The sequence below is a fragment of the Paenarthrobacter sp. AR 02 genome, assembly GCF_021538675.1.
Lineage (GTDB): Bacteria > Actinomycetota > Actinomycetes > Actinomycetales > Micrococcaceae > Arthrobacter.
Genome location: NZ_JAJUKH010000002.1, coordinates 237,285 through 260,721, shown reverse-complemented (window position 1 = coordinate 260,721; position 23,437 = coordinate 237,285). Strand labels below are relative to the sequence as shown.

Genomic DNA, 23,437 nt, shown 5'->3' with positions numbered 1-23,437 from the left:
CCATGAGCACGCCCGTTCAGTCCTCCGCGCCCACACTCACCGTGGTGGGCAGCATCAACCTCGACATCACGGCCACCGCCAGCCGGCTCCCCTCGCCGGGCGAGACGGTGGGCGGAGCTGTCCTGCGGCAGCAACCAGGGGGCAAGGGCGCCAACCAGGCAGTCGCCGCAGCCCGGCTCGCAGGCAGCTCCCGCATGGTGGGGGCAGTAGGGCGGGACGACGCCGGGCGGACACTTCTGGACGCAATGGCCGGTGCCGGCGTCGATATCAGCGACATCGCCGCCGTCGACGAAGCTTCCGGTACCGCGCTGGTGCTGGTGGACAGCGACGGCGAAAACCAGATCGTCGTGTGCCCCGGCGCCAACGCATCCGTGAGCCTGGGAAACGTTCGTTTCGGCGATGGCGAGGCCGTGTTGTGCCAGCTCGAAGTGGACCAGGAAGTTGTCCTTGAGGCAGCACGGGCCACCAAGGGATTCTTCGCGCTGAACGCAGCTCCCGCGGCACCCATCCTTCCGGAGTTGCTGGAACGCTGCGACCTGGTGATCGTGAACGAGACCGAATATGAGCTGATCCCCGCGCTGAAAGACGCCCCGCTGGTAGCCGTCACGTACGGTGGCGACGGCTCGGCGATCTTCGTCGACGGCGAACGGGTTGCCGAAGCTCCCGCCGTGCGTGTCACGGACATTGCCAACACCATCGGAGCCGGCGATGCCTTCTGCGCCGCACTGGTCCTGGCGCTGCAAACCGGGCTCGACTACGCTCACGCGCTGGCCGTGGCAAATGCTGTTGGCGCGGACGCAGTGCGTGATGCTTCGTCCCAGCCTGCGCTGAAGTCACTGGAGCACTACATCGAGGCGACGCGGACCTCGCTCGCGTCAGGTTCCGCCACTGCATAGTCCGCCGATTGCGTTTTTGCCGATGTTATCGAGCCCCATCGCTCTCGGCTGCTACGATTGCTACGGAGGCTAACCATGACAACTATTCCCCACCGCGAACTGCGCAATCAAAGCAGCAAGATACTCGAACGCGTCAAGAACGGTGAGGTCATCGACGTCACCAACAATGGCGAGGTCGCCGCTACGCTTATTCCGCCGTCCGCATCCCCGTTCGAGCGTCTCCTGCGAGCAGGCAGCGTGCGGCCAGCCTCTGATTCGCCAGTCGATTTTCGTATCCTGCCGCGGGTTCAAAGTGAGATGTCCACGGCCGAGATTCTGGCCGATCTGCGTGGCGATCGGTGATCGTCTACGCCGATACATCCGCGATTCTGAAGCTTGTGGTGGAGGAACGCGAATCCGTGGCACTGGCCGCCCACCTCTACGATGTCCGTGCGGCCGGCGGCCATTTGGTGACGTCAATGCTCCTCTATACCGAGCTTCATTGCGCAGCACGCCGCCGCAACCTGCCCTATGACCTAGTCAACGACGTCCTGACGGGCATCAATCTGGTTGATGTCACCCGCTCGGACCTGATGTACGCCTCAGCCCTGCCCGGGCAACTTCGGAGCGCAGACGCAATCCACCTTGCAACCGCCATCAGATTGCAGGCGGACGCGGTGGTGGCCTATGACCAGGAATTGCTCCTGGCGGCCAAGGAGTCCGGGCTGATGACTGCGTCACCGGGAAATTAGCGCTGCTACCCAACGATCCGGAAGTCGTCGAACTCCCCGGTGGCCTCGGAAACCTGGAAGTCGACGTTCTCCACCCGGCCCGGGGCGTTCGAGGAATGGAGCCAGCTCGTGAAACGCTCAACACGTTCCACGGACCCCTCGGCCACGAGTTCCACCGAACCATCTGAAGCGTTCCGCACGGTCCCTGTGAGCATCAGTTCGTCGGCCTTTCGGGCTGTCCAGTAGCGAAAACCCACGCCTTGCACCACGCCCGAAATGCGCGCGGTAACCCGGACCGTGTCTGCTGCCATGGACCCACCTTAACGAGTCCCGCCCTTGTTGGTCACGCACCCCGTACAACGGGAGGCGCCACGAACAAGGGCGGGATCCAGCAAACGGAAGAGCTAGCCGACCACGATGTCCCGGGTCACGTGGTTGTACGTGATGGTGACGGGACCGCCGTCGTGGTTCAACTCGTGGTTGGCACCGTCGCGGGCACCGAACGCACCGTAGTTCTCATCCCACGAACGGTTCAAGGCGATCTTGTAGGTGTAGTGCCCGGCCGGAAGATCAGCTGTCAGCGTCCACACCTGCACCAACGGGTTGAACTCCATCTGGGCTTCGTCGTACTGCGGGGCCCAGTCCTCGGGTGCGCCCAGGATGGTGTTGAAGTCGCCCGCAACCGCGACGGCATCGGGCTGCGGGACGGTCTCGACGGCGGGAGCCGCCGCAGCTTTCGACGGCGCCTTGCGCGGTGACTTCTTCGCGGCCGGCTCCGCCTTGGCAGCAGCCGCCCTCGCTTTGGGGGCCGAGACTTTTGCAGCGGCAACCTTCGGCTCAGCCACTTCATCAGGAGCCGCCTTCTTGGCTGCAGCGCGTTTGGTAGCTGCCTTCTTCGCCGCAGGCTTCACAGGCGGGGCGGTCGGAACCGGAACGTCGGCTGGTACCGGAGTTCCGGCGTCGAGCGCTGCCGCGAAAGCCGCCACATCAGGGAAAGCGACTGTGGCGCGCAAGCCGTCCTCGGGAATGGTCCACCCGGACCGGCCCTTGACCAGCCACCCGGCCTTGACCAGTTTCGCCGAAGCCGACGTCAGGGTCTTGTGGCCGCGGGGAATACCGCCGCTCAGGAGCTCGGCTTCGTGATCGTTGAACGGAACGCGGGCGATCGCCTCGGCCAACACCTCCCCGGCGTTCAGCGAAGTTCCGGCCCACACGCTCTCGGCGAGGATGTCCAGTACGGCCTTCAGACGAAGGTTGGTGTTCTCGGCGGTGTTCGCGCCCATGCTTCTCCTTCAACGGTGGTTACTCCACAGCAGTTTGCCAATGATTTGTTAATTCCCACGACTGCTGAAGGTAAACACCGTGTGTCGTGACCGAGTGTGACATCACATTCGCCGCAACTGATCTACGGGTCTCGGCTGCCGGGCCTCAGGGTTGCGGAACGGAGGCTTTAACCCACTCCGTGACCTCGTCCAACAGCGCCGCTTTGCGGGCATCGCTGGCGAACGAGGACCGGATGGAATTCGCGGCCAGGGTTGCCTGCTCGGGGACCGAGAATCCCAAAACCTTCACCAACTGCTCAAAGTTGTCGTCCACGTACCCGCCAAAGTAGGCGGGATCATCGGAGTTCACGCACACGTTCAAGCCGATGGCGAGCATTTCCGGGAGCGGATGGTCTTTCAGCTTGTCCACCGCGCGCAGGCGCACGTTGGACAGTGGGCAAACGGTCAGCGGCACCTGCTCGGCGACGAGCCGCTGCACGACGTCAGTATCTTCCATGCAGCGGATGCCGTGGTCGATCCGTTCGACGTGCAGGACGTCCAGTGCCTCGGTGATGTACGACGCCGGTCCTTCCTCGCCCGCGTGCGCGATCCTGCGCAGTCCGGCGTCACCGGCGCGCTGGTACAGGCGTTCAAATTTCGACGGCGGATTGCCCACCTCGGCAGAGTCCAACCCGATGCCGGCGATGGGTGCGTGCATGGCCAGGAGCTGGTCCAGTACTTCAAGGGCCGAATCCTCGGACATGTCCCGCAGGAAAGCTGCAATGAGGAGGGTCGAAACGCCGAAGTCCTCTTCCGAGGTTGCCAGGGCGTTGGCCACGCCGTTCACGCAGGTTTCCAGGGCAACGCCGCGGGAGACGTGGGCTTGGGGGTCCATCATGATTTCCGCATGGCGAACTCCCCCGGCGGCGGCCCGCTCCAGGTAGGCGCGGGTCATGTCGGTGAAGTCCTGCTCGGTCTGCAGGACGGCCATGTTGGCGTAGTAGAGGTCCAGGAAGGACTGGAGATCGGTGAACTCGTACTTTTCGCGGAGTTCCTCGATGTCTTCGTACGGCAGTTCGATGCCGTTGCGTTCGGCCAACGCAAAGATGAGCTCTGGCTGGAGGGTCCCTTCGATGTGCAGGTGCAGTTCGGCAACCGGGGGCGCCGTGGTCGTCGTTTTCTCGCCAAAAGTTTCCACCCGACAACTGTAGGCCCCATCGGCGCACGTGTCCCGGAGCACTCAACTTGGTTCTCACGCCCGGCACCCTCAAACTGAAAGGATGCAGACTTTCCTCCCCTTCGCCGATTTCCGTGAGAGTGCCGCGGCGCTCGACACTTCAAGGCTCGGCAAACAGCGCGTCGAAGCACTCCAAGTACTCCGCGCGTTGGTGATCCCGGAGTACGGTTGGCAGTCACACCCGGCCGTGCGCATGTGGATGGGCCACGTCCCGGCGCTCACCTTGTACGGGCTGGCGATGGCCGACGAGTGGATGGAGCGGGGCCACCCGGACAACACGCGCACCAACATCGCGGAGTTCGCACCCCAGGCCGCCCACCCGGACTACGCCTCCAGGATCATCATGCCGCCATGGCTCGGGCACGAGGACCTGCACCTCAGCCACCGCTCCAAGCTGATCGGCAAGGACGCCAAGTTCTACACGCAGCTGTTCCCCGGCACCGACGAAAAGCTGGAATACGTGTGGCCGGAACCCAAGCACGAGTTCCACCCCGAGGAACCCGAAGAGGACAGTCTCTGGATCCTGCGCGCCCCGGTGGAGGAAATCCGTCCCGAGCAGCTCACCACGGTAAGCATGCCCCCGCACGGGAAGTCGAAGCCCGCTTCTGACCCCGACGATTACGAGTTTGTGTACGCCGAGGAGAAGTCCCGCAGGCAGGTTGGTGGGCCCAAGAAGCGTCCCGCCGCGCCGAAGGAGAAGAAGCCCACCCGCAAGCGCCAGGCCCAGGATCAGGCGTTCAACACGCTTCCCGGCAAAACCGAGGTTGCGGTTCCGTTCGACGGCGGCAGGCTCTTCGCCGTCGGCCTCATCCAGGGACGCCCCATCACCGTGGACGGACGCTTCGCCCGAAACTTCGAGGTCACCAACGTGATCAAGCGCTCCGATTTCGACTACCCGGCGCTCCTGCAGGATCCCCGCGTGTTCTTCCGGGTCCCGGCGCCCGCTCTGTAGCCAAAACTTGCCCTGGTTCGGCTGTCACACCGTTGTACGGCTCGGCAGGCGGACAAGCAAGGGTTCGACGGCGGCAGTCAGGTTCCGTAGCTATGGAACCTGACTGCCGCCGTCGTTTGTTTGTGAGACGGTGGAGGCACGCAGCTAACTGGGGAGGGCCATGGATTTCCAGCACATCATCGAAGCAGTCGGCCGGTACATGGACTTCGCCGGGGTGGCGGTGATGGTGATCGGCGCCTTGGTGTCCATCCCCATGGCCCTCCGTGGATACCAACCCAAACGCGCCAGCGGCCTGGAACCGTTCTCCCCGTACCGGGCCTACCGGCAGCTGTTGGGCCGGTCCATTTTGCTCGGCTTGGAACTGCTGGTGGCGGCCGACATCATCCGAACCGTCGCCGTCACCCCCACCTTCGAAAGCGTTGGGGTCCTGGCCATCATCGTGCTGATCCGGACGTTCCTGAGCTTCTCGCTGGAACTCGAAATCACCGGTCGCTGGCCGTGGCAGAAGGAAAAGACGTCGTGACTGGGCCCTGGGTTCCGGACATACTTGGTGACGGTTTTGAGCAGCAGACCTTGGAGCTCGACGGCGGCGCTGTCGCCACTTTGGTGAGGTACGTCGGGGCGCCGCCTGAAGTGGGCGGGCTCGATGCGGATGTCCTGTACGTTCACGGCTGGTCCGACTACTTCTTCCAACGCCACGTCGCCGAGTTCTGGCACAACGCCGGCGCGCGTTTCTTCGCCCTGGATCTGCACAATTACGGCCGCAGTCTCCGGCCCGGACTGGTTCCGGGGTTCGTCACCAGCCTGGGCGACTACGACGCCGACATCGACGCAGCATTGGAGGCCATGGGCCGTTCCGGGGATTCTGAGCGGCCGCTCATTCTGCTGGGGCACTCCACCGGAGGACTCACCCTCAGCCTCTGGGCTGCCCGCCACCCTGGCATGGCTTCGGCACTGATCCTCAACAGTCCTTGGCTGGAGTTCCAAGCTACGGAACTCGGCAGACGCGCGATCGCGCCCTTGGTGGGACTCCACGCCCGGCTTCATCCGTTGGCGCCGCTGCCACCGGTGGACCCGGGCATCTACACCCGGGCCGTTTCTGCTGCGCTGGACGGCGAGTGGGATTACAACCTTGAGTGGCGGCCGGACCGCGGATTCCCCCTCACGCCTGCGTTCCTGGACGCGGTGTTCCGCGGACAGGCAACGGTCGCGGCCGGTCTGGGCATCGACGTTCCGGTGCTGGTGATGCTCTCGGACAAGAGCTACCTGCAGCCAAAATGGTCCGCTGATGCCCTCACCGCGGACGTGGCCCTCAACGTCGACGCCGTGGCCCACCGCTCGCTGTCCTTGGCAGATACAGTCACCATCAGCCGACTGCCGAACGCGCTGCACGATATCTTCCTGTCCCCCGAACCCATCCGGCGCGAGGCGTTTGCTCGGATCGGTCGCTGGCTTCCCGCAGCGTTGCAGCCACACGAGGCACCCTCGCGGGACGCCAGGACCGCAGGCGCCTAGCCCAAGAGTCCCGGCAGAACCCAGCCCTTGTTCGTCCGCCGCACCGTAGAACGGCAAGGCACGCAAACAAGGGCGGGATTCGCGAGTGGCGAGGCCTACTTCCCCAGTCCCGCCCGTCGCAGCGCCTCGGCCATTGCCGTGTTGGCGGGAGCGGGTTGGGCTTGCTGCGGCTTTCCCTGGCGCTGACCGCCCTGCTGTGGGCGACCTTGGTTACCCCGGCGATCGCCCTGACCACCCTGACTGGGCTGGCCGGCACGTTGGCCCTGCTGACTACCAGGGCGCTGGCCGTCACCCGAAGGACGGCCCCCAGAAGCACGGCCGCCCCCGGTGCCGGGTTCGTCGTCGAGCCTCAACGTCAGTGAGATGCGCTTGCGCTCGGGATCAGCCTCAAGGACTTTGACCCTGACAACCTGCCCCGATTTCACAATCTCACGCGGATCCGACACGAACTTGTTGGACAACGCTGAAACGTGGACCAGACCGTCCTGGTGCACTCCAACGTCCACGAACGCTCCGAACGCGGCGACGTTGGTGACCGTGCCCTCCAGGATCATGCCCGGTTTGAGGTCGGAGATCTTCTCGATGCCCTCGGAGAACGACGCCGCTTTGAACGCGGGCCGGGGATCGCGGCCCGGCTTTTCGAGCTCCGACATGATGTCCCTGACCGTGGGAAGGCCAAAAGTGCCGTCAACGAAGGCCTGCGGGTCCAACGCCGTGGCGGGTCCTCCCCCGGCGGCGACCAGGATCTTTCGGGCCACCGAGTACGCCTCAGGGTGGACGCTGGAGGCATCCAGTGGCTCCGCTCCCCCGGTAATCCTAAGGAATCCGGCACACTGTTCGAAGGCCTTCGCGCCCAAGCGCGGCACCTTCTTGAGGTCGCTTCGCTTGGCAAACGGACCATTCTCGTTCCGGTAAGCCACAATGTTCTCGCTGAGCAGCGGCCCGACGCCAGCCACCCGACTGAGCAGCGCCGGGGAGGCAGTGTTGACGTCCACACCCACGGCGTTCACGCAGTCCTCCACCACGGCATCCAGGGAGCGATCAAGCTTGGCGGCGGTGACGTCGTGCTGGTACTGCCCCACGCCGATGGACTTCGGCTCAATCTTGACCAGTTCCGCCAGCGGATCCTGCAGGCGCCGAGCAATGGACACGGCACCTCGGAGCGACACATCCATCCCCGGGAGCTCAGAGGCTGCGAGCGCCGACGCGGAGTACACGGATGCTCCAGCTTCGGAGACCACCAGCTTCTGGATTCCCTTGGACCCGGCTGCCTCAAGGGATTTGATGAGCTCGGTTGCCAGCTTGTCCGTCTCCCGGGAGGCCGTCCCATTGCCGATCGCGACGAGCTCTACGTTGTACTGTTTGGCGAGCCGGCCGAGGGTGGCCAGTGCTTCGTCCCACTTCTTTGCGGGTGCGTGCGGGTAGATGGTGTCGGTGGTGACCACCTTGCCGGTTCCGTCCACCACGGCGACCTTGACTCCGGTCCGCAGTCCAGGGTCCAGGCCCAGCGTTGCGCGGTTTCCCGCGGGCGCGGCCAGGAGGACGTCGCGCAGGTTCGCAGCGAAGACGCGCACGGCTTCGTCCTCCGCGTCGGCGAACATGCGACCACGAAGGTCCGTGGTGAGGCGGTCCAGGATGCGTCCGCGCCAGGCAAGTTGAGCGGTCTGTGTCAGCCAGGTATCCGCCGGCCGGCCTTGGTTGGAAACACCCAGGCACTTGGCAACAGCGTTCTCGTACTTACCGCGGGCGGCTGTCAGGGCGTCGTCGTCGGATGGGTCTGCTTCGGCGAGGTCCAACTCCAGGACACGGTCCTTCTCACCGCGCAGGAGTGCCAGCACGCGGTGCGACGGCATCCCCGACGGCACCTGGGTGAACTCGAAGTAGTCCTTGAACTTCTGGCCCTCGGCCTCCATGCCCTTCTTCACGCGTGACACCATCCGGCCCTGCTTCCAGAGCCGTTCACGGAGGTCCTCAGCCAGGTCCGCATCCTGCCCGACGCGCTCTACCAGGATGGCCCGCGCACCCGCGAGCGCCGTGGTGGCGTCCTCGATGGAGTGCTCGGCGTTCAGGTATTTGGCGGCTTCGGTGGTGGGATCCAGCTGCGGGTTGGCAAGCAGGGCGTCAGCGAGCGGTTCCAGCCCGGCTTCGCGGGCAATCTGGGCTTTGGTGCGGCGCTTGGATTTGAAGGGAAGGTAGATGTCTTCCAGCCGCGCCTTGGTGTCAGCACCGACGACGGCGGCTTCGAGTTCCGGGGTCAGCTTGCCTTGGGCGGCAATAGCCTCGAGCACGGACTTGCGGCGTTCTTCCAGTTCACGGAGGTACCTGAGGCGTTCCTCAAGGTCGCGGAGCTGGGTGTCATCGAGCGTCCCGGTGGCTTCCTTACGGTAGCGGGCGATGAAGGGAACGGTGGATCCGGCGTCGAGCAGTTCCACAGCGGCCTTGACCTGCCAGGCTTTGACGCCGAGTTCCTCGGCGATCTGGGCGTGGATTGCGGAGTCAACTGACTGGTGTTGGAGATTTGAAGTCACCATGACAGTTTGCCTCACCCGGCCGACAGTTTCAGGTCCGGCATCCTGCGGGCCTATCCCTGCGGCCCGGTTAGTGGTGTAGTTGGAGCAAAAGACGGGCCGCGAGGCGTTCCCCCGGAAGGGGTGCCTCGCGGCGGCTGGGGATGGTGACAGGCTGCCCGCGATAGGCGGGGCCTAGTGGGCCATGTGCTCCTTGGCGGAGATGTGCTCCACCATTTCACCGAGGCGATCTTCTGCGTAGTGGTGGCGGGCGATGTCGCCCTGGCTGATGATGCCCACCAGCTTGTGGTCGCTGATGACCGGCAGGCGCCGCACCTGATGTTCTTCCATCATGGCAATGGCGTCATCGACGTTGGCATCGGCGTCAACCCAATGGGGCTTGCCTGTGGCGAGGTCCCCGGCACGGACTTCCCGGGCGTCCTTACCCTCAGCGAGGCACTTGACCACAATGTCGCGGTCGGTGATGAAGCCAGTGAGCTTGCCGTCCCGGCCGCAGATGGGAAGTGAGCCGCAGTCCAGGTCCCTCATCAGCATGGCGGCATCCTGAAGAGTTTTATCCTCTTCGATGCACTGGCAATCCGTTGACATGAATTCACGTACGACACTCATGGATCCTCCTTCATCGATTGGATTACCGACGCGGGGCCTTGAGGATGAGTCTTTCGGCTCAGCGCCGATGAAGCCAAGCCTACGCTCGATCGGCCTCTTCAGCGATGTCCTCGGCCCACAGTTCCGGGTGCTTTTCCTGGAACGTCCGCATCATGTCCACGCACCGGGGATCGTCCAGAACCACCACCTCAACGCCGCGTGACCGGAGGAGGTCGAACTCGCCGGGAAAGGTCTCCGCTTCGCCGACTACCACCCGCGGAATCTTGAACTGGATGATGGTTCCCGTGCACATCGCGCATGGCGCCAAGGTGGTGTAAAGGGTGGTGTCGCGGTAGCTTTTCTGCCGTCCCGCGGCGCGCAGTGCGGTCATCTCGCCGTGCGCAATCGGATCGCCGTGCTGCACGCGTTCGTTGTGTCCGGTGGCAATAACCTCGCCGTCGCGGGCCAAGGCAGCGCCGATGGGGATCCCACCTTCGCTGAGGCTCTTTTGCGCGGCCTGGAACGCGGCTTCAAAAGCCGGGTCAGCGGTGTGGGCTGTTTCAGTCATGCGTGAAGTCTAAATTGCTTCCACGCTAAATTGTCGGGGCCCGCTGATAGCTTGGCTGCAAGGGTTTAACCATGGCATGGAAGGAAGGTGGGTCGCAGTGTTCTTTCTCGATTCCGAGACCGCAGGCGCCCCGCAGGACCTGGTCTTTTCCGCCAGTGACCTCGTCATCGCTGCAACCTGCGAGTACCAGTTGCTCCGGAAGCTCGATGAAAAGCTGGGCCGGACCCCCAAGCCGGACTTTCCGCCCGACGCCATGCTGGAGCGCACCGCAACGCTGGGTGACGTCCACGAGCACAAGGTGCTGGATGACTTCGTGGCGGAGTTCGGCCACTGGGACCCGGCGACAGGAAAAGGCGTTTACGACGTCGTCCCCGCCGACGCGATGGACCGCGCCACCCTTTCGGCCAAGCATGCGGAATCCATCGACGCCCTCAAATCCGGCGCGGACATCGTATTCCAGGCAGCCTTCTTCGATGGCCGGTTCCACGGCCGTTCGGACTTCCTGGTGAAGCGTCCCGGTGGCATGTACGCAGTCTTTGATACCAAGCTGGCACGGCATGCGAAAGTCACGGCCTTGCTGCAATTGGCCGCGTACGGGGATCAAATGCTGCAAGCCGGCATCACCCCTGACCCCACGATCACCCTGGTCCTGGGCAATCGCGTCCACAGCGACCACCTTTTGTCGCAGGTCCTCCCGGTATTCCGCGAGCGCCGCGAACGATTCCTTGGCATGACCGCTGCGCACATGGCGGAGCCCGGGCCCATCGAATGGGGTGACGCCCGCTACTCCGCATGCGGCCGCTGCGACTACTGTGCAGAGCAGGTCCAGCTCCACCGGGACCTCCTGATGGTGGCAGGAATGCGCATCAGCCGGCGGAAGAAACTGATCGAGGCCGGGATCGCCACTATCGACCAACTGGCAGCATCTCCTGCCGACGGCGACCCGATGTTCCTCAGGCTCCGGGAGCAAGCCCAGCTGCAGACCGGCACAGGCACACCGGATGGAACGGTCAATTACACGGACAAGTCCGGCGAAGCCAAGTCAGTGAGTTACACAGTGCTTCCCGACAACACTCTGGGCAGGCTCCCCGTGCCGGACCCGGGCGATATCTTCTTCGACTTCGAAGGCGACCCCCTCTGGCAGGACCCTGTCACCGGGAAGTGGGGGCTTGAGTACCTTTTCGGCGTCATCGAGAATCCAGCGGAATCTGGGGGCACCCCGGTCTTCAAGCCGTTCTGGGCGCACTCGCGTGCCGAGGAAGGCCACGCGTTCGTGGCTTTCCTGGACTACGTGGCCAAACGCCGCGCACAGTATCCGGGGATGCACATCTACCACTACGCGGCCTACGAAAAGACGGCCCTCAGGAACCTTTCCCTGACGCACGTGGTGGGCGAATCCGCCGTCGACGACCTCCTGCGCGAGGGCGTCCTGGTGGACCTTTACGACACCGTCCGGCACAGCATCCGGGTCTCCGAGAACTCGTACAGCATCAAGAAACTGGAACCGCTGTACATGGGCCAGCATCTGCGATCCGGGGACGTCACCGACGCCGGTGCCTCCGTGGTTGCCTACGCGGACTTCTGCACGGCGCGGGACACTGGCGAAGCAGACGCTGCGGCGGCAATCCTCGAGGGCATCCGGGACTACAACGAATACGACTGCCTCTCAACCCTGGAGCTTCGCAACTGGTTGCTGGAGCGGGCTGCCGAACGCTCCATCCAGCCGGTCGGCGGATCCGACGAGGCAGCTCCGACTGATACCGAACCCGAGAAGTACGAACCAGCCCCGGAAGAAAAGTCCCTGTTCGATTACGTGGCCGACCTACCGGAGGATGGGAAATCCACCGCGGACGCGCGCGCCATTGGCATCGTCGCAGCTGGAGTGGGCTACCACCGCCGCGAGGACAAGCAGCATTGGTGGGGGCACTTCGACCGACTGGAAAAGCCCACCTCGCAGTGGCCGGATGAGCGTGATCTCTTTGTGGTGGATCACGCTGAGCTGCTCCAGGACTGGGCCAAGCCGACACCCCGGAGCAACCCAGCGCGGACGGTGAAGCTCTATGGCCGCTCGGGGGACGGAGCAGGACTCGAGGCCGGCAAGAAGTACTTCAGAATGTATGGCTCGCCCCTTCCGGACGGCTTGCAGGGGAAAGAATCGGCTGTGCTGGGCCGTGCCGGCTGGAACGGTACCCTGGTCACCGAGGTTGGCGAGGACCAGGACTTCGAAACGGTCACCATCACTGAAGGCCTTCGCAAGGACTCCAGTGCGTTCAGCCAACTGCCCATTGCCCTGACCCCCGATCCGCCCATTGCTACGAAAGGCCAGCGGGCCGCCCTCGCCGCGCTGGCAACACAGCTCAAGGACGCCCTGCCGGACTGGCCACAGGACCCGGCCTTGGACCTGGTGCGGAGAAGGCCGCCCAAGCTACGGAGCCTGGACGCTCTGCCTCGCGTGGAATCCGGGCCTGACGGATACATTGACGCCATCACTGCGGCCGTAACCGACCTGGACGATTCCTACCTTGCCGTGCAGGGACCTCCGGGGAGTGGGAAGACCCACGTGGGTGCCCACGTCCTGGCACGGCTCGTAGCCAAAGGCTGGAAGGTGGGCGTCGTGGCGCAGTCGCACGCCGTGGTGGAAAACATGCTGTGCGCCGCAGTGGAGAAAGCAGGGTTGGACCCCCGGCAGGTTGCCAAGGAAGTCAAGCACGATAACCCCGTGCCATGGATGCACTGCGGGAAAGGCAACGTCGAGGACTTGCTCGCCAAGCCGGGCGGAGCATTGATCGGCGGGACGGCCTGGACCATGGTTGGCAAGGAGGTCCCGGCCGGTTCCTTGGATTTGCTGGTCATCGACGAAGCAGGCCAATTCTCCCTGGCTAACACCATGGCAGTAAGTCGTGCAGCCAAACGGCTCCTGCTCCTGGGCGATCCGCAGCAGCTGCCGCAGGTCACGCAGGGCAAACATCCCGAACCCGTCGACGAGTCGGCGCTTGGCTGGCTGTCCGATGGCTACAACACCTTGCCGCGGGAACTGGGCTACTTCCTGGCCCTGTCCTGGCGCATGCATCCCGAACTGTGCAGCGCAGTCTCAGAGCTCTCGTACGACAACCGGCTCGAGGCAGCGCCAGCCGCCAAGGAACGCCACTTGGAAGGGGCGAGTCCGGGGATCTCCTGCGTCTATGTCCCGCACACCGGGAACTCGAGCAATTCGCCCGAAGAAGCCGCCGAAGTGGTCAGGCAAGTCCAAGCCCATTTGGGACTGGAATGGCTGGACCCCTCGCAAGCCCCGGAGCCGAAGCCACTGCAGGAATCCGACATTCTGGTGGTCGCGGCTTACAACGCCCAGGTCCAACTCATCAAGCATGAGCTCCGGGCCGCCGGCCTTCTCCACGTACGGGTGGGAACAGTGGACAAGTTCCAAGGGCAGGAAGCACCGGTGGTCATCGTGTCCATGGCCGCCTCGGCAGCGGCCGAGGTTCGCCGGGGCATGGAGTTCCTGCTCTTGCGCAACCGGATCAATGTGGCGGTGTCCCGCGGCAAGTGGCGGGCCGTCGTCGTGCGTTCGCCTGAACTGACCAACTACCTCCCCACCCATCCGGAGGGACTGGAGAATCTGGGCGGTTTCGTTGCCCTGTGCCAGCGGAGTGTGAGCACAGCTGACGACCCTACAGAGGCCCGTTAAGGACCTCTGCCGTACTCAAACGCAATGCTTCGTCCAGCACAAGGCCGAAGTTCGTGGCGTCGTGCGCAAAGCGGCCCAGGAAGAGCCCGGAAACCCCGGTAAGTTGAGGCAGCAGCCCCGGCTTGGCTGATCCCCCATAAATGATGGGTAGCCCGCCCAGTCCCTGCTGACCGAGCCAATCCCGCAAGGCAGCCACCACGCGGGAAACATAGGCGGCGGACGCCGACTCGGGGGCACCAATCGCCCAGACTGGTTCATACGCAATAACCAGTTTGGCGGCCGCTGACCAGTCGGCGGACACCGCTGACGTGATCTGCCGAAACACTGTTTCTGCGGCCGTCTCCGGTTCCACCATGTCAGGCTCCCCCACGCACAACAGCGGAGTGAGGCCAGCATCGACAGCGGCAGTGACCTTAAGCGCCACCACACGGTCGTCTTCGGCGAAGTGCCGCCGCCGTTCCGCGTGGCCGACCTCAACAAGGCCCACACCGAGCTCAGCCAGCATGGAGGGAGAGACTTCCCCTGTCCATGGCCCGTCGGCCCATCCGCAATTCTGCGCGCCGAGCAGCAGAGGAGTACCTGCCGTCATCGCGGTCGCGGCGGGCAATACAGGAAACGACGGGATCACAAACGGGACCACCCGCCCGGCCGCAAGGGCCGGGCGGGCGTCGACTTCAGCAACCAACTGCTCCAACCACGCCAGGGAATGCGCGTAGCCCATGTACATCTTGGTGCTGACCCCTATGTAAAGGACGTCAGGCGAAGGTGAGGAGGCAGCTGGGCGCATTTTCTACTTGCCCAGCAGTTCGTCGGCTTTGTTGGTGAAGGCGCGGGTGCCAAACATCATCAGTGCCGCCACGAACGGCAGAACACCCAAGGCGTAGACACCCATGGTGCCGGTGTCCGAAGCCGTGACCTCGTTGACGGTAGTCCGCAGGATTGGTGCCACGAATCCGCCCAGGTTTCCGAGCGAGTTGATCAGCCCGATACCAGCAGCGGCCGCGGTCCCGGTGAGGAACGCCGTCGGGTATGACCAGCAGATGGGGCCCGTCGCCAGGAAGCTGCACACCGCCAGAGTGATGAAGATGATGCCGATGGCCGGCAAGTGGTTGGCACCAGCCCAGGCGGAGCCGAAGATGCACAGGCCAGTGGAGACAAACAGCGCGGTGCCCCAGCGGCGTCGGCGCGCAACAGTGTTGGCCGCTTTGCCAATGAAGTAGCAGGCGAAGATGCCAAAGAACCACGGAATGGCAGCCATCAGGCCAACAGCCAGGCCCACCTTTTGGCCGGTGAGCTGAGCCACCTGCTGCGGGAGGTAGAAGGTGACACCGTAGACGGCGATCTGCAGGCAGAAGTAGATGACGGTGAAGTACCAGACCTTGCCGTTGCGCATGGAAGCCAGCACGCCCTTGGGACCTGTTTCTTCCTTGACCGTGTCTTCCAGTGCCATGACGTCTGACAAGGCCTTCTTTTCCTCTTTCGAGAGGAACTTGGCGTCCTGCGGACTGTTGATGAGGAAGAAGTAGGCTGCCACACCGGCCAGGACGGCGAGCATGCCTTCAACGAAGAACATGACCTGCCAGCCTGCGACGCCGGGAACCTGGTCGCCGATGTTGATGAGCCAACCGGACAGCGGCGCGCCCATCATCTGCGAGAACGGCTGGGCCAGGTAGAAGATGGCGAACATCTTCACGCGGACCTTGTTGGGGAACCAGGCCGCGAGGAACATGATGACGCCGGGGAACAAACCTGCTTCGGTAACACCCAGCAGGAATCGAAGGATGATGAAGGACGTCTCGCCCTGCACGAACGCGAAGCAGGCCGACACGATGCCCCACGTGATCGCAATACGTGCCAGCCACACTTTGGCACCGAACTTGGTGAGCAGCAGGTTGCTGGGGATTTCAAACAGGGCGTAGCCGATGAAGAAGATACCGGCACCCAGGGCGTAGGCCCCTGCTGTGATGCCCTTGTCCACTTCCAGCGCAGCTTCGGCGAAGCCGACATTGGTACGGTCCAGGAAAGCCACCACGTACAGGATGACAAGCATCGGCATGAGCCGACGGGATGCTTTGGAGATCGCCGATTTGAGGACCGGCGTATCCAGCAACTCCTTGGTGGAATTGGCGGTTACTGACATTGAAACTCCTCTTTGAGTGACAGCAAATTGATGGGTGCGGCGCTATCAGCGCGGGAAGAAAATGAGCACCATGCCCACGGCGCAGGCGAGAATGCCCACGGCAAGGTAGATCTTGCGTTCTCTGGTCCAGGTCCGCATGGCTGTTCTAGTGCATGTATAGTCCGCCATCCACATTCAGCGTCTGGCCGGAGATGTATCCGGAGTCCTCGCTGATGAGGAAGGCGATGGCGGCGGCGATGTCCCGGGTGGAGCCCACCCGGTTCACCACGAGGTCCTTGGTGAGTTCGTCCTTGCGCTCCTGGCTCAGCGTGCCGCCCATGATGTCGGTGTCGATGGGGCCGGGAGAGATGGCGTTGACGGTGATGTCGTACTCGCCCAGTTCGCGGGCTGTTGCCCGGGTCAGGCCGATGACGCCGGCCTTGGCTACCGAGTACGGGGTCTTGGAGAAGGTGCCGCCGCCGCGTTGCGCGGAAACGGAGGAGATGTTCACGATCCGGCCGATCCGGTTCTTGACCATGGATTCAGCCACGCGGCGGGTTGCGTAGTGGACACCGTTGAGGTTGATGTTGAGGACCCGGTCCCACTCAGCCGGGTCAAGTTCAAGGTAGCCGATGGGCGAGCTGACACCGGCAACGTTGGCCAGGGCGACGATCTGCGGCAGTTCAGCCTCGAGTTCGTCAATGGCCGCGCGGACTTCGGCTTCGCTGGCCACGTTCGCGCCCACGCCATGGGCCTGCACGCCGAATTCTGCGGCGATTTCCTTGGCAGCGAGCTTGCAAGCAGCGTCGTCAAGGTCGATGATGCCGATGTTCCAGCCCTGGGCCGCCAGGTAGTTGACGGTGGCCCGGCCGATGCCGCGCTCGGACACTGCGCCGGTGACAATTGCGGTGCGTGATTCTGGGAAAGTCATGGGTCTTCTCCTGTGAAGTGTTAGTTGATGGGGGCCGGGCCAAGCTCTTCAATGAGCTTCTGCATGGCCACGTAGGCCTTATTGCGATAGGCGATGAGCTCCGGGGTCCGCTCGGCGGGTACGTTGAGGAAGCCCGAGCCGGTCTTGGTGCCCAGCTTGCCTGCCTCGACCAGGTCCGAGAGGATCTTCGGCGTCGCGAAGCGCTCCGGGAAGCCCGTTTGCAGCGACTTGTAGCAGAAGTTGTACACATCCAAACCGGCCATGTCGGCTATGGCGAACGGACCGAAGAACGGCAAGCGGAAGCCGAAGGTCGTACGCACCAGGGTGTCGACGTCGTCCGCTGTTGCGATCCCCTGCTCGACCAGTTGGGCCGCCTCGTGGAACAGCGCGTACTGCAGGCGGTTCAGGACAAACCCGGTGACGTCCTTCACGACGGCGGTCTGCTTGCCGGCTGCGTGGACGAGGTCGCGGGAGGCGGACACTGTTGCGGCAGAGGTTTCAGCGTGAGGGATGATCTCGACGCCGGGAATGAACGGCGACGGGTTGGAGAAGTGGACACCCAGGAAGCGCTCGGGGTTGATCACGGCTTCGGCCAGGTCCGCAATGGAAATGGTGGACGTGTTCGAGCCGATCAGGGCATCCGGCCGGGCCGCGGCGCTGATCCGCGAAAGGGTCTGGTGCTTGATCTCCAGAACCTCAGGGACGGCTTCTTCGATGAAGTCGGCATCGGCCACGGCTTCCTCAATGTCCTTGGCAGCCCACAGGTTCTGCTTGAGGATTTCCGTGGACCCGGCCGGGAAAAGTCCGTCGGCGATGAACTGCTCCGATTCCTCCAACAACCGGTCGTAGTTCTTCTGCGCCACTTCGGCGGAAACATCGGCCAGCGCCACGCGCGCTCCACCGAGGGCCAGGACCTGGGCGATGCCGCCGCCCATGTAGCCGGAACCGACGACGGCGATCTTCCGGGCTGCGTTACTGGCCGGGCCTGCGTTTGCTTCAGAAATGGTCATGGTCAGACTGCCTTCGTGTAGTCGGGCTCATAGGAGCAGATGGCGTCCACCTTCGCGGCGGAGGATGAGGTTTGGTCGAAGCGGTGGTCCAGCCACTCCCCTACGAGCTTCTTGGCCAGTTCCAAGCCAATCACCCGCTGGCCGAGCGTCAGGACCTGCGCATTGTTGCTGAGGACGGACCGCTCCACGGAGTAGCTGTCGTGGGCGGTTACCGCACGGATGCCGGGCACTTTGTTGGCCGCGATGGCCACGCCCAGTCCGGTGCCACAGATCAGCAGCGCCCGGTCTGCTTCGCCCGCGGCCACCTTGCGGGCGGCATCGACGGCAACATGCGGGTAAGCCGTGGAATCGTTAAAGCCCACTCCCACGTCTGCCACGGACGCAACACGCGGATCCGCTTCCAGGAGGGCCAGGAGTGCCTGCTTGTACTCAACGCCGGCTTCATCATTGCCGACGACGATGCGCCAGCCTCGGTTGTTGCTCATGTTCAGGCTCCGTTTCCGGCCGGGGCCGCGGAAGTGGCGGCGGCCAGTAGTGAATCGATGTGGCTGGAGATTCTTGTGACGATCAGTCCGAAGGAGACCGCGCCGGGATCGGGATGGCCGAGGCTCTTTTCGGCGAGCGGACGGGCACGGCCCTTCAGCGGCCTCAGTTCAGCGGTCCCGGCGGCAGCGGACTCGGCCGCCGCGGCGGCGACTGCCAGCGCCCGGTCAACGGGAGCACCGCCGTCGAGCTCTGCCAGGAAGGTGTCCCGGAACGGCAGGAGCGCGTCCACCATGGTCTTGTCACCGGGGTCGGCTTTGCCGAGTTCGGTAATGGCACGCACGAAGGCCTTCACTGCTGCGGCTGCGTCCTCCGACGCGTAGCTGTCACGGTTGCCCAGCGACTGCCCGGCTGCGATCACTGCAGACCCCCACAGCGCGCCCGACGTCCCACCGGCCCGCTCGCTCCAGGCTTCGCCGGCCGAGGTCAGAACGCGGGCCACGGACGAACCAGTTGCGGCCTCCCCGGCCGAAGCGGCCGCGTCGACACCGCGGCGCATGCCGATGCCATGGTCGCCGTCTCCGGCGATGGCGTCCAGCTTTCCGAGTTCCTCCTCGTGCTCCACCACCACATCCCGCACCTGGGCGAGGATGGCTACGGCCTGCCGCCCGAGTTCCGCGGCCGCCGCGGTGGGCTGTTCCACGTCGGCTATCCCGGCGTCGTCGACTGTGGCCTCGGCACGGGGTGCGCGCGGGGCCATGCTTCCCTTGCGGAACGCCGGGGTATCGGCGGGCGCAGCCCAGTACTGTTCCAGTTCCTCGTCCAACCACAGGAGCGTGAGCGAGAGGCCGGACATGTCCAGGCTGGTCACCAGCTCACCGCATTCGGGTTCCACCACCGTGAGTCCGGCAGCGGTGAGGAGCTTCTCGACCTTGCCAAAGAGCAGGAAGAGTTCGTCGTATTTCACGGTGCCCAGTCCGTTGACGATGGCGACCACGCGGTCGCCGGCGTCCTCGGGCTTGTCAGCGAGCAGCTTTGACACCAGGAGTTCGGCAAGCTCGGATGCCGTGGGCATGGGGTGCTCGGAGATTCCTGGTTCGCCGTGGATACCGAGCCCCAAGGACATCTGCCCGGAAGGCACATGGAACAGCGGATCCTTGGCACCGGGCAACGTGCAGCCGTCGAAGGCCACGCCGAGCGAACGCGTGCGGTAGTTGGTCCTGATGGCCAAACGCTCGACGTCGTCAAGGTCCAGTCCCGCTTCGGCCGCAGCTCCTGCGATCTTGAAGACCGTGAGGTCTCCGGCGATCCCACGGCGTTTCTCTAGCTGGTCGATGGGAGCGCTGGCGATGTCGTCGGTGACCGTGACGGTGCGGGTTTCGATGCCCTCGGCGTTAAGCCGCAGCTGGGCTTGGCCGAAGTGGAGGACGTCGCCGGCGTAGTTGCCGTAGCTCAGGAGGACACCGCCTCCGGCGTTGGCTGCCTTGGCCACCCGGTACACCTGTCCGGCTGCCGGTGAAGCGAACATGTTGCCGCATGCGGAGCCAGTTGCCAGGCCGGGGCCGACCAGACCGGCGAAGGCCGGGTAGTGACCCGAACCGCCGCCGACCACCAGTGCTACCTGGCCGGACGGAACTTCGGTGGAGCGGACCACACCGCCGTCCACCCGGGCGACGTAGCCACGGTTGGCGGCAACAAAGCCGTCCAGCGCTTCGTCGGCGAAGTCCGCCGGGTTGTCGAAAATCTGTGTCATTTCCTAGACTCCTGCCAGCTGGGCGGCTGGTTCCTGGCGTCCCTGGGCTACCTGGCTGGTGCCCAGTGCATAGCCGTCGGACTTCGGCAGGACGTGCCTGCGCAGGTAGTCCTGGTTGCTGGCCGTGACGCTCAGACCGTCGCCGCCGTAGTGCTCGGTGCAGAGGATGCCCTGGAAACCAACCGACAGCGCGAATTTGAAAGCCTCGCGATAGTTGATGAGCCCGCTCTCCATCGGAGCCGGCATGGTGATGTAGCTGTCCCGGGCCACGTCTTCGTCCCGGATGTAGTTCTTCATGTGCCAGTAGTTTGAGTAGGGCAGGGTCTTGGCCACCATTTCGCGCCAATCCTCAATGGGGCGGTGCAGGCGGATGAGGTTGCCCAGGTCCGGGTTGAGGCCCACGTTGTCCAGGCCGATGTCCTGGACCAGTTGGACCGAGGAGTCTGCAGTGCCGAGGTACGTGTCCTCGTACATTTCCAGCGAGAGGAGGATGCCTGCCTCTGCGGCGTGCTTGCCAAGTTCACGGAGACGGGAGACAGCGTTGCCCCAGGCTTCCTTGTCCCCCACGGGGTCCTTGTAGCCCTCGACGGTCCAGAACCAAAGCTGTTTCTGCTGCTCCGGCGTGATGGCCTGGTGCAGGCCGAAGGAGACTACTTCGCATCCGAGCTCCGCGGCGGCGTCGATGGTGCGGTGGCTGTAGGAGAGGTTGTCTGCCCAGTCCGTGTGGTGGATGACGCTGCGGCGGATCGCGGAGATGACGGGCACGCCGATGCCCACTTCGGCAGCGGTCTGCTTGAACTCCGCCAGGCGCTCTTTGCTGAGGTCTCCGGGACGTACCCAACTGTCGGTGAGGTCTGCGTTCGCGAAACCTGCGTCCTTCACTTCCTGGAGGACGGAGGCCCACACTGAAGCGTCGGCATCGTTGACCTGTGTTCCCTCGGCGTCGGTGCCGGGGAATTGCAGGAGGGCCGCGGTGATGGGCCAATTCTCGGCGGTGTACGCCATGATGATCACTCCTTCGTGGAATCCTGTTTCCTATAGGATTTACGATACGAGCAATGCTGTCAACCCTTTTTGGAAACTTCCTAGATCCTATATGTCATACATATGTATGTGAAGGGGGTCACTGGCGGTGGGGGTTCGTACTGGCGCACCCCTTCCCGCCCAGCGCTCCCCTAGCCACGGGTGCACACGGCGTCAAAGGGTGCGCCGCAGACCACGAACGGGTGCGCAGGCGCAAAAAGGTGCGCCGCCAACCACAAACGGGTGCGGCTCAGTCCTCGGGCGCGTCAGCCATGGCCCGGCCACGCACCTTCTCCACGTGATCGACCATCATTTCCGCAGCCCTCTCCGGGTCACCGCTCAGCATGGCTTCCAGCACGGCTTGGTGCTCGGCAATAGCCTGCTCGGCATCGGTGATGCCCACTCCCCCGAACAGCCGGAAGCGTTGAATCTGCCCACCCAGGGTGTTGTAGGCCGCCAGGAGGAACTGGTTGTTGGCCTGCGCGGCGATGAGCTGATGGAAGCGTTCGTCGGCCTCGAGGTAGCTGCGGTACTCAGCGAAGGTTCCGCCGCGGGGTGCCGTCTTCAGGTCCTCGACGGCTTTCTTGAGGGCTTCCAAACCGTCTGGGGTCATGCGCGAGCAAGCCAGGCGGGCATTGACCGGTTCGATCGAGAGCCGCGCCTCCATCAGCTCCGCGAAATCCTCGCGGGTGAAGACCGGCGCCACCCGATAACCCTTCAAAGCGACGCGCCGGACCATGCCGGTGTGCTCCAGCCGCGCCAATGCCTCGCGGACCGGGGTGGGCGAAACGTCGAGTTCCCGCGCCATCCCGTCGATGCTGACGGCCGCACCCGGCTCCAGCCTGCCGTCCATGAGCCATTCAAGGAGGGCTTCGTAGACGTGGTCGGCCAGCACTTGGCGGCTAACGGGAAAGCCGGCGCGGGCGACGGAAGGATCAGGCATGCCACAAATCCTATAGGAACGCGGGCGTCTGGCAGGGCAGGCGCCTCCGTCACATTGCGCCGGGATGGCGCGTTAAACCACGACGTCGGCACCCGGGTTGGGTGCCGACGTCGTGGGTTTCGTACAGCTTAGTTAGCGTAGAACGGGTAGTCCGTGTACCCCTCGGCGCCCTCAGCGTAGAAGGTGGACGCATCCGGCTCGTTGAGCGGAAGGCTCTCGCGCCAGCGGCGGGCGAGGTCCGGGTTGGCGATGGCGGGGCGACCCACCACTACGGCGTCGGCCAGTCCGTCCTCGATAATGGCCACGGCTTCCTCGCGGGTGGTGATCTCGCTGAAGCCGGTGTTCACCAGGAACGTTCCGTTGAAACGCTCGCGAAGGTCCTGGACCAGGGCGCCCTTGGGGTCGTGGTGCAGGATGCTCAGGTAGGCCAGGTTGAGCGGTGCGATGGTGTCCACCAGGACCTCGTACGTAGCGCGTACGTCCGCGGCATCTACCTCGGCGATGCCCTGTACGTTGTGCTCCGGAGAAATCCGGATGCCGACGCGGTTGGCACCGAGGGCTTCGACAACCGCATTGACGGTCTCGATCACGAAGCGGGCACGGTTCTCCGGGGAGCCACCGTAGCTGTCCGTGCGCACGTTCGAGTTCGGGGCGAGGAACTCATGCAGCAGGTAGCCGTTGGCCGAGTGGAGTTCAACGCCGTCGAAACCTGCCTCAATGGCATTCTTGGAAGCGGTGACGATTTCCTGGATGACGCCCGGGAGTTCATCGGTGCGCAGTTCGCGGGGCACCGGGTAGGCCTGCTTGCCATTAGGCGTGCGAACTTCGCCTTCGATGGCGACAGCGCTGGGGCCCACGATCTCGACACCGCCGGTGATGTCGGCGTGCGAAACACGTCCACCGTGCATGATCTGGGCAAACATGCGGCCGCCCTCTGCGTGAACGGCGTCAGTGACCTGCTTCCAACCGGCGATCTGCTCTTCAGTGACGAGTCCCGGCTGGCCCGGGTAGGACTGGCCCGCGGGGGTCGGGTAGGTTCCCTCGCTGACAATCAAGCCGAGGGAGGCCCGCTGGCGGTAATGCTCCGCGATCAATGAACCGGGAATGCCTTGCTCACCTGCGCGAAGGCGCGTCAAAGGGGCCATCACCAATCGGTTGGACAGTTCAAGCTCGCCGAGGGCCAGGGGGGAAAACAGCATGCGCGGATCCTTTCAGAATGAATCAGGTTCACTCT

The 23,437-nt window shown here is 64.2% G+C and carries 22 protein-coding genes; 7 read left to right on the top strand and 15 right to left on the bottom strand.

Translation table 11 applies throughout. From position 1 onward, the window contains the following. Positions 1-2: 2 nt before the first annotated feature. From LRQ04_RS07385 to LRQ04_RS07375, 3 genes are all read left to right on the top strand, one after another. Entirely contained in the window at positions 3-896 is an 894-nt protein-coding gene (locus tag LRQ04_RS07385) for a ribokinase (protein WP_235519097.1), read from the top strand. A gap of 75 nt (positions 897-971) precedes the next feature. Further along, positions 972-1,238: a type II toxin-antitoxin system Phd/YefM family antitoxin gene (locus tag LRQ04_RS07380; protein ID WP_235519096.1), complete on the top strand. Its 267-nt coding sequence runs from the start codon at positions 972-974 to the stop codon at positions 1,236-1,238. Next, on the top strand, positions 1,235-1,627 hold the full coding sequence (locus LRQ04_RS07375; protein WP_235519095.1) for a type II toxin-antitoxin system VapC family toxin: 393 nt from the start codon (positions 1,235-1,237) through the stop codon (positions 1,625-1,627). Before LRQ04_RS07380 ends, LRQ04_RS07375 begins: the two co-directional genes overlap by 4 nt. 5 nt (positions 1,628-1,632) lie before the next feature. Here LRQ04_RS07375 and LRQ04_RS07370 read toward each other — a convergent pair whose 3' ends face one another. From LRQ04_RS07370 to LRQ04_RS07360, 3 genes are all read right to left on the bottom strand, one after another. Further along, complete coding sequence (locus LRQ04_RS07370; protein ID WP_235519094.1) at positions 1,633-1,917, bottom strand: acylphosphatase; 285 nt, start codon at positions 1,915-1,917, stop codon at positions 1,633-1,635. Between the two features lie 93 nt (positions 1,918-2,010). After that, positions 2,011-2,889 carry a glycosidase gene (locus tag LRQ04_RS07365; RefSeq protein WP_235519093.1) on the bottom strand — a complete coding sequence of 293 codons (879 nt, stop codon included), beginning with the start codon at positions 2,887-2,889 and terminating at the stop codon, positions 2,011-2,013. Between the two features lie 145 nt (positions 2,890-3,034). Next, the gene (locus LRQ04_RS07360) at positions 3,035-4,066 is read right to left on the bottom strand and encodes an adenosine deaminase (RefSeq protein ID WP_235519092.1); all 1,032 of its coding nucleotides are present in this window, start codon (positions 4,064-4,066) and stop codon (positions 3,035-3,037) included. Between the two features lie 82 nt (positions 4,067-4,148). Here LRQ04_RS07360 and LRQ04_RS07355 point away from each other — a divergent pair, with 82 nt between their 5' ends. The 3 genes from LRQ04_RS07355 (at position 4,149) to LRQ04_RS07345 (ending at position 6,572) form a co-directional block, all read left to right on the top strand. Further along, the gene (locus tag LRQ04_RS07355) at positions 4,149-5,057 is read left to right on the top strand and encodes an MSMEG_6728 family protein (RefSeq protein WP_235519091.1); all 909 of its coding nucleotides are present in this window, start codon (positions 4,149-4,151) and stop codon (positions 5,055-5,057) included. Between the two features lie 160 nt (positions 5,058-5,217). Further along, positions 5,218-5,580, top strand: a complete 363-nt coding sequence (locus tag LRQ04_RS07350; RefSeq protein WP_235519090.1) for a DUF1622 domain-containing protein — start codon at positions 5,218-5,220, stop codon at positions 5,578-5,580. Next, positions 5,577-6,572: an alpha/beta hydrolase gene (locus LRQ04_RS07345; protein WP_235519089.1), complete on the top strand. Its 996-nt coding sequence runs from the start codon at positions 5,577-5,579 to the stop codon at positions 6,570-6,572. The genes LRQ04_RS07350 and LRQ04_RS07345 overlap by 4 nt, the downstream gene beginning before the upstream one ends. Before the next feature lie 95 nt (positions 6,573-6,667). Here LRQ04_RS07345 and LRQ04_RS07340 read toward each other — a convergent pair whose 3' ends face one another. From LRQ04_RS07340 to LRQ04_RS07330, 3 genes are all read right to left on the bottom strand, one after another. Next, positions 6,668-9,103 carry a Tex family protein gene (locus tag LRQ04_RS07340; protein ID WP_235519088.1) on the bottom strand — a complete coding sequence of 812 codons (2,436 nt, stop codon included), beginning with the start codon at positions 9,101-9,103 and terminating at the stop codon, positions 6,668-6,670. Positions 9,104-9,274: 171 nt separating this feature from the next. Next, entirely contained in the window at positions 9,275-9,709 is a 435-nt protein-coding gene (locus tag LRQ04_RS07335; protein ID WP_235519087.1) for a CBS domain-containing protein, read from the bottom strand. Positions 9,710-9,788: 79 nt separating this feature from the next. Next, positions 9,789-10,256, bottom strand: coding sequence for a nucleoside deaminase (locus LRQ04_RS07330; RefSeq protein ID WP_235519086.1), 468 nt, complete (start codon positions 10,254-10,256; stop codon positions 9,789-9,791). A 97-nt stretch (positions 10,257-10,353) separates the two neighbouring features. On the opposite strand from LRQ04_RS07330, the gene LRQ04_RS07325 reads away from it, so the two are divergent. Next, positions 10,354-13,941, top strand: coding sequence for a bifunctional RecB family nuclease/DEAD/DEAH box helicase (locus tag LRQ04_RS07325; protein WP_235519085.1), 3,588 nt, complete (start codon positions 10,354-10,356; stop codon positions 13,939-13,941). On the opposite strand, the gene LRQ04_RS07320 is transcribed toward LRQ04_RS07325, so the two are convergent. The 9 genes from LRQ04_RS07320 to LRQ04_RS07280 all read right to left on the bottom strand — a co-directional run bounded on the left by LRQ04_RS07320 (position 13,925) and on the right by LRQ04_RS07280 (position 23,402). Then, positions 13,925-14,728 carry a triose-phosphate isomerase family protein gene (locus tag LRQ04_RS07320; RefSeq protein WP_235519084.1) on the bottom strand — a complete coding sequence of 268 codons (804 nt, stop codon included), beginning with the start codon at positions 14,726-14,728 and terminating at the stop codon, positions 13,925-13,927. The genes LRQ04_RS07325 and LRQ04_RS07320 overlap by 17 nt on opposite strands. A gap of 3 nt (positions 14,729-14,731) precedes the next feature. After that, positions 14,732-16,081: an MFS transporter gene (locus LRQ04_RS07315; RefSeq protein WP_235519083.1), complete on the bottom strand. Its 1,350-nt coding sequence runs from the start codon at positions 16,079-16,081 to the stop codon at positions 14,732-14,734. A 145-nt stretch (positions 16,082-16,226) separates the two neighbouring features. After that, entirely contained in the window at positions 16,227-16,991 is a 765-nt protein-coding gene (locus LRQ04_RS07310) for an SDR family NAD(P)-dependent oxidoreductase (protein WP_235519082.1), read from the bottom strand. Positions 16,992-17,011: 20 nt separating this feature from the next. Continuing rightward, positions 17,012-18,001 (bottom strand): 3-hydroxyacyl-CoA dehydrogenase family protein, encoded by a 990-nt coding sequence (locus LRQ04_RS07305; RefSeq protein WP_235519081.1) that lies wholly within the window; start codon positions 17,999-18,001, stop codon positions 17,012-17,014. A gap of 2 nt (positions 18,002-18,003) precedes the next feature. After that, the gene (locus tag LRQ04_RS07300) at positions 18,004-18,486 is read right to left on the bottom strand and encodes a ribose-5-phosphate isomerase (RefSeq protein ID WP_235519080.1); all 483 of its coding nucleotides are present in this window, start codon (positions 18,484-18,486) and stop codon (positions 18,004-18,006) included. 2 nt (positions 18,487-18,488) lie between these two features. Next, entirely contained in the window at positions 18,489-20,237 is a 1,749-nt protein-coding gene (gene dhaL, locus LRQ04_RS07295) for a dihydroxyacetone kinase subunit DhaL (protein WP_235519079.1), read from the bottom strand. Between the two features lie 3 nt (positions 20,238-20,240). Next, positions 20,241-21,242, bottom strand: a complete 1,002-nt coding sequence (locus tag LRQ04_RS07290) for a sugar phosphate isomerase/epimerase (RefSeq protein WP_235519078.1) — start codon at positions 21,240-21,242, stop codon at positions 20,241-20,243. Positions 21,243-21,510: 268 nt separating this feature from the next. Beyond that, the gene (locus LRQ04_RS07285; RefSeq protein ID WP_235519077.1) at positions 21,511-22,203 is read right to left on the bottom strand and encodes a GntR family transcriptional regulator; all 693 of its coding nucleotides are present in this window, start codon (positions 22,201-22,203) and stop codon (positions 21,511-21,513) included. Positions 22,204-22,331: 128 nt separating this feature from the next. Beyond that, positions 22,332-23,402, bottom strand: a complete 1,071-nt coding sequence (locus LRQ04_RS07280; RefSeq protein ID WP_235519076.1) for an alkene reductase — start codon at positions 23,400-23,402, stop codon at positions 22,332-22,334. Positions 23,403-23,437: the final 35 nt, after the last annotated feature.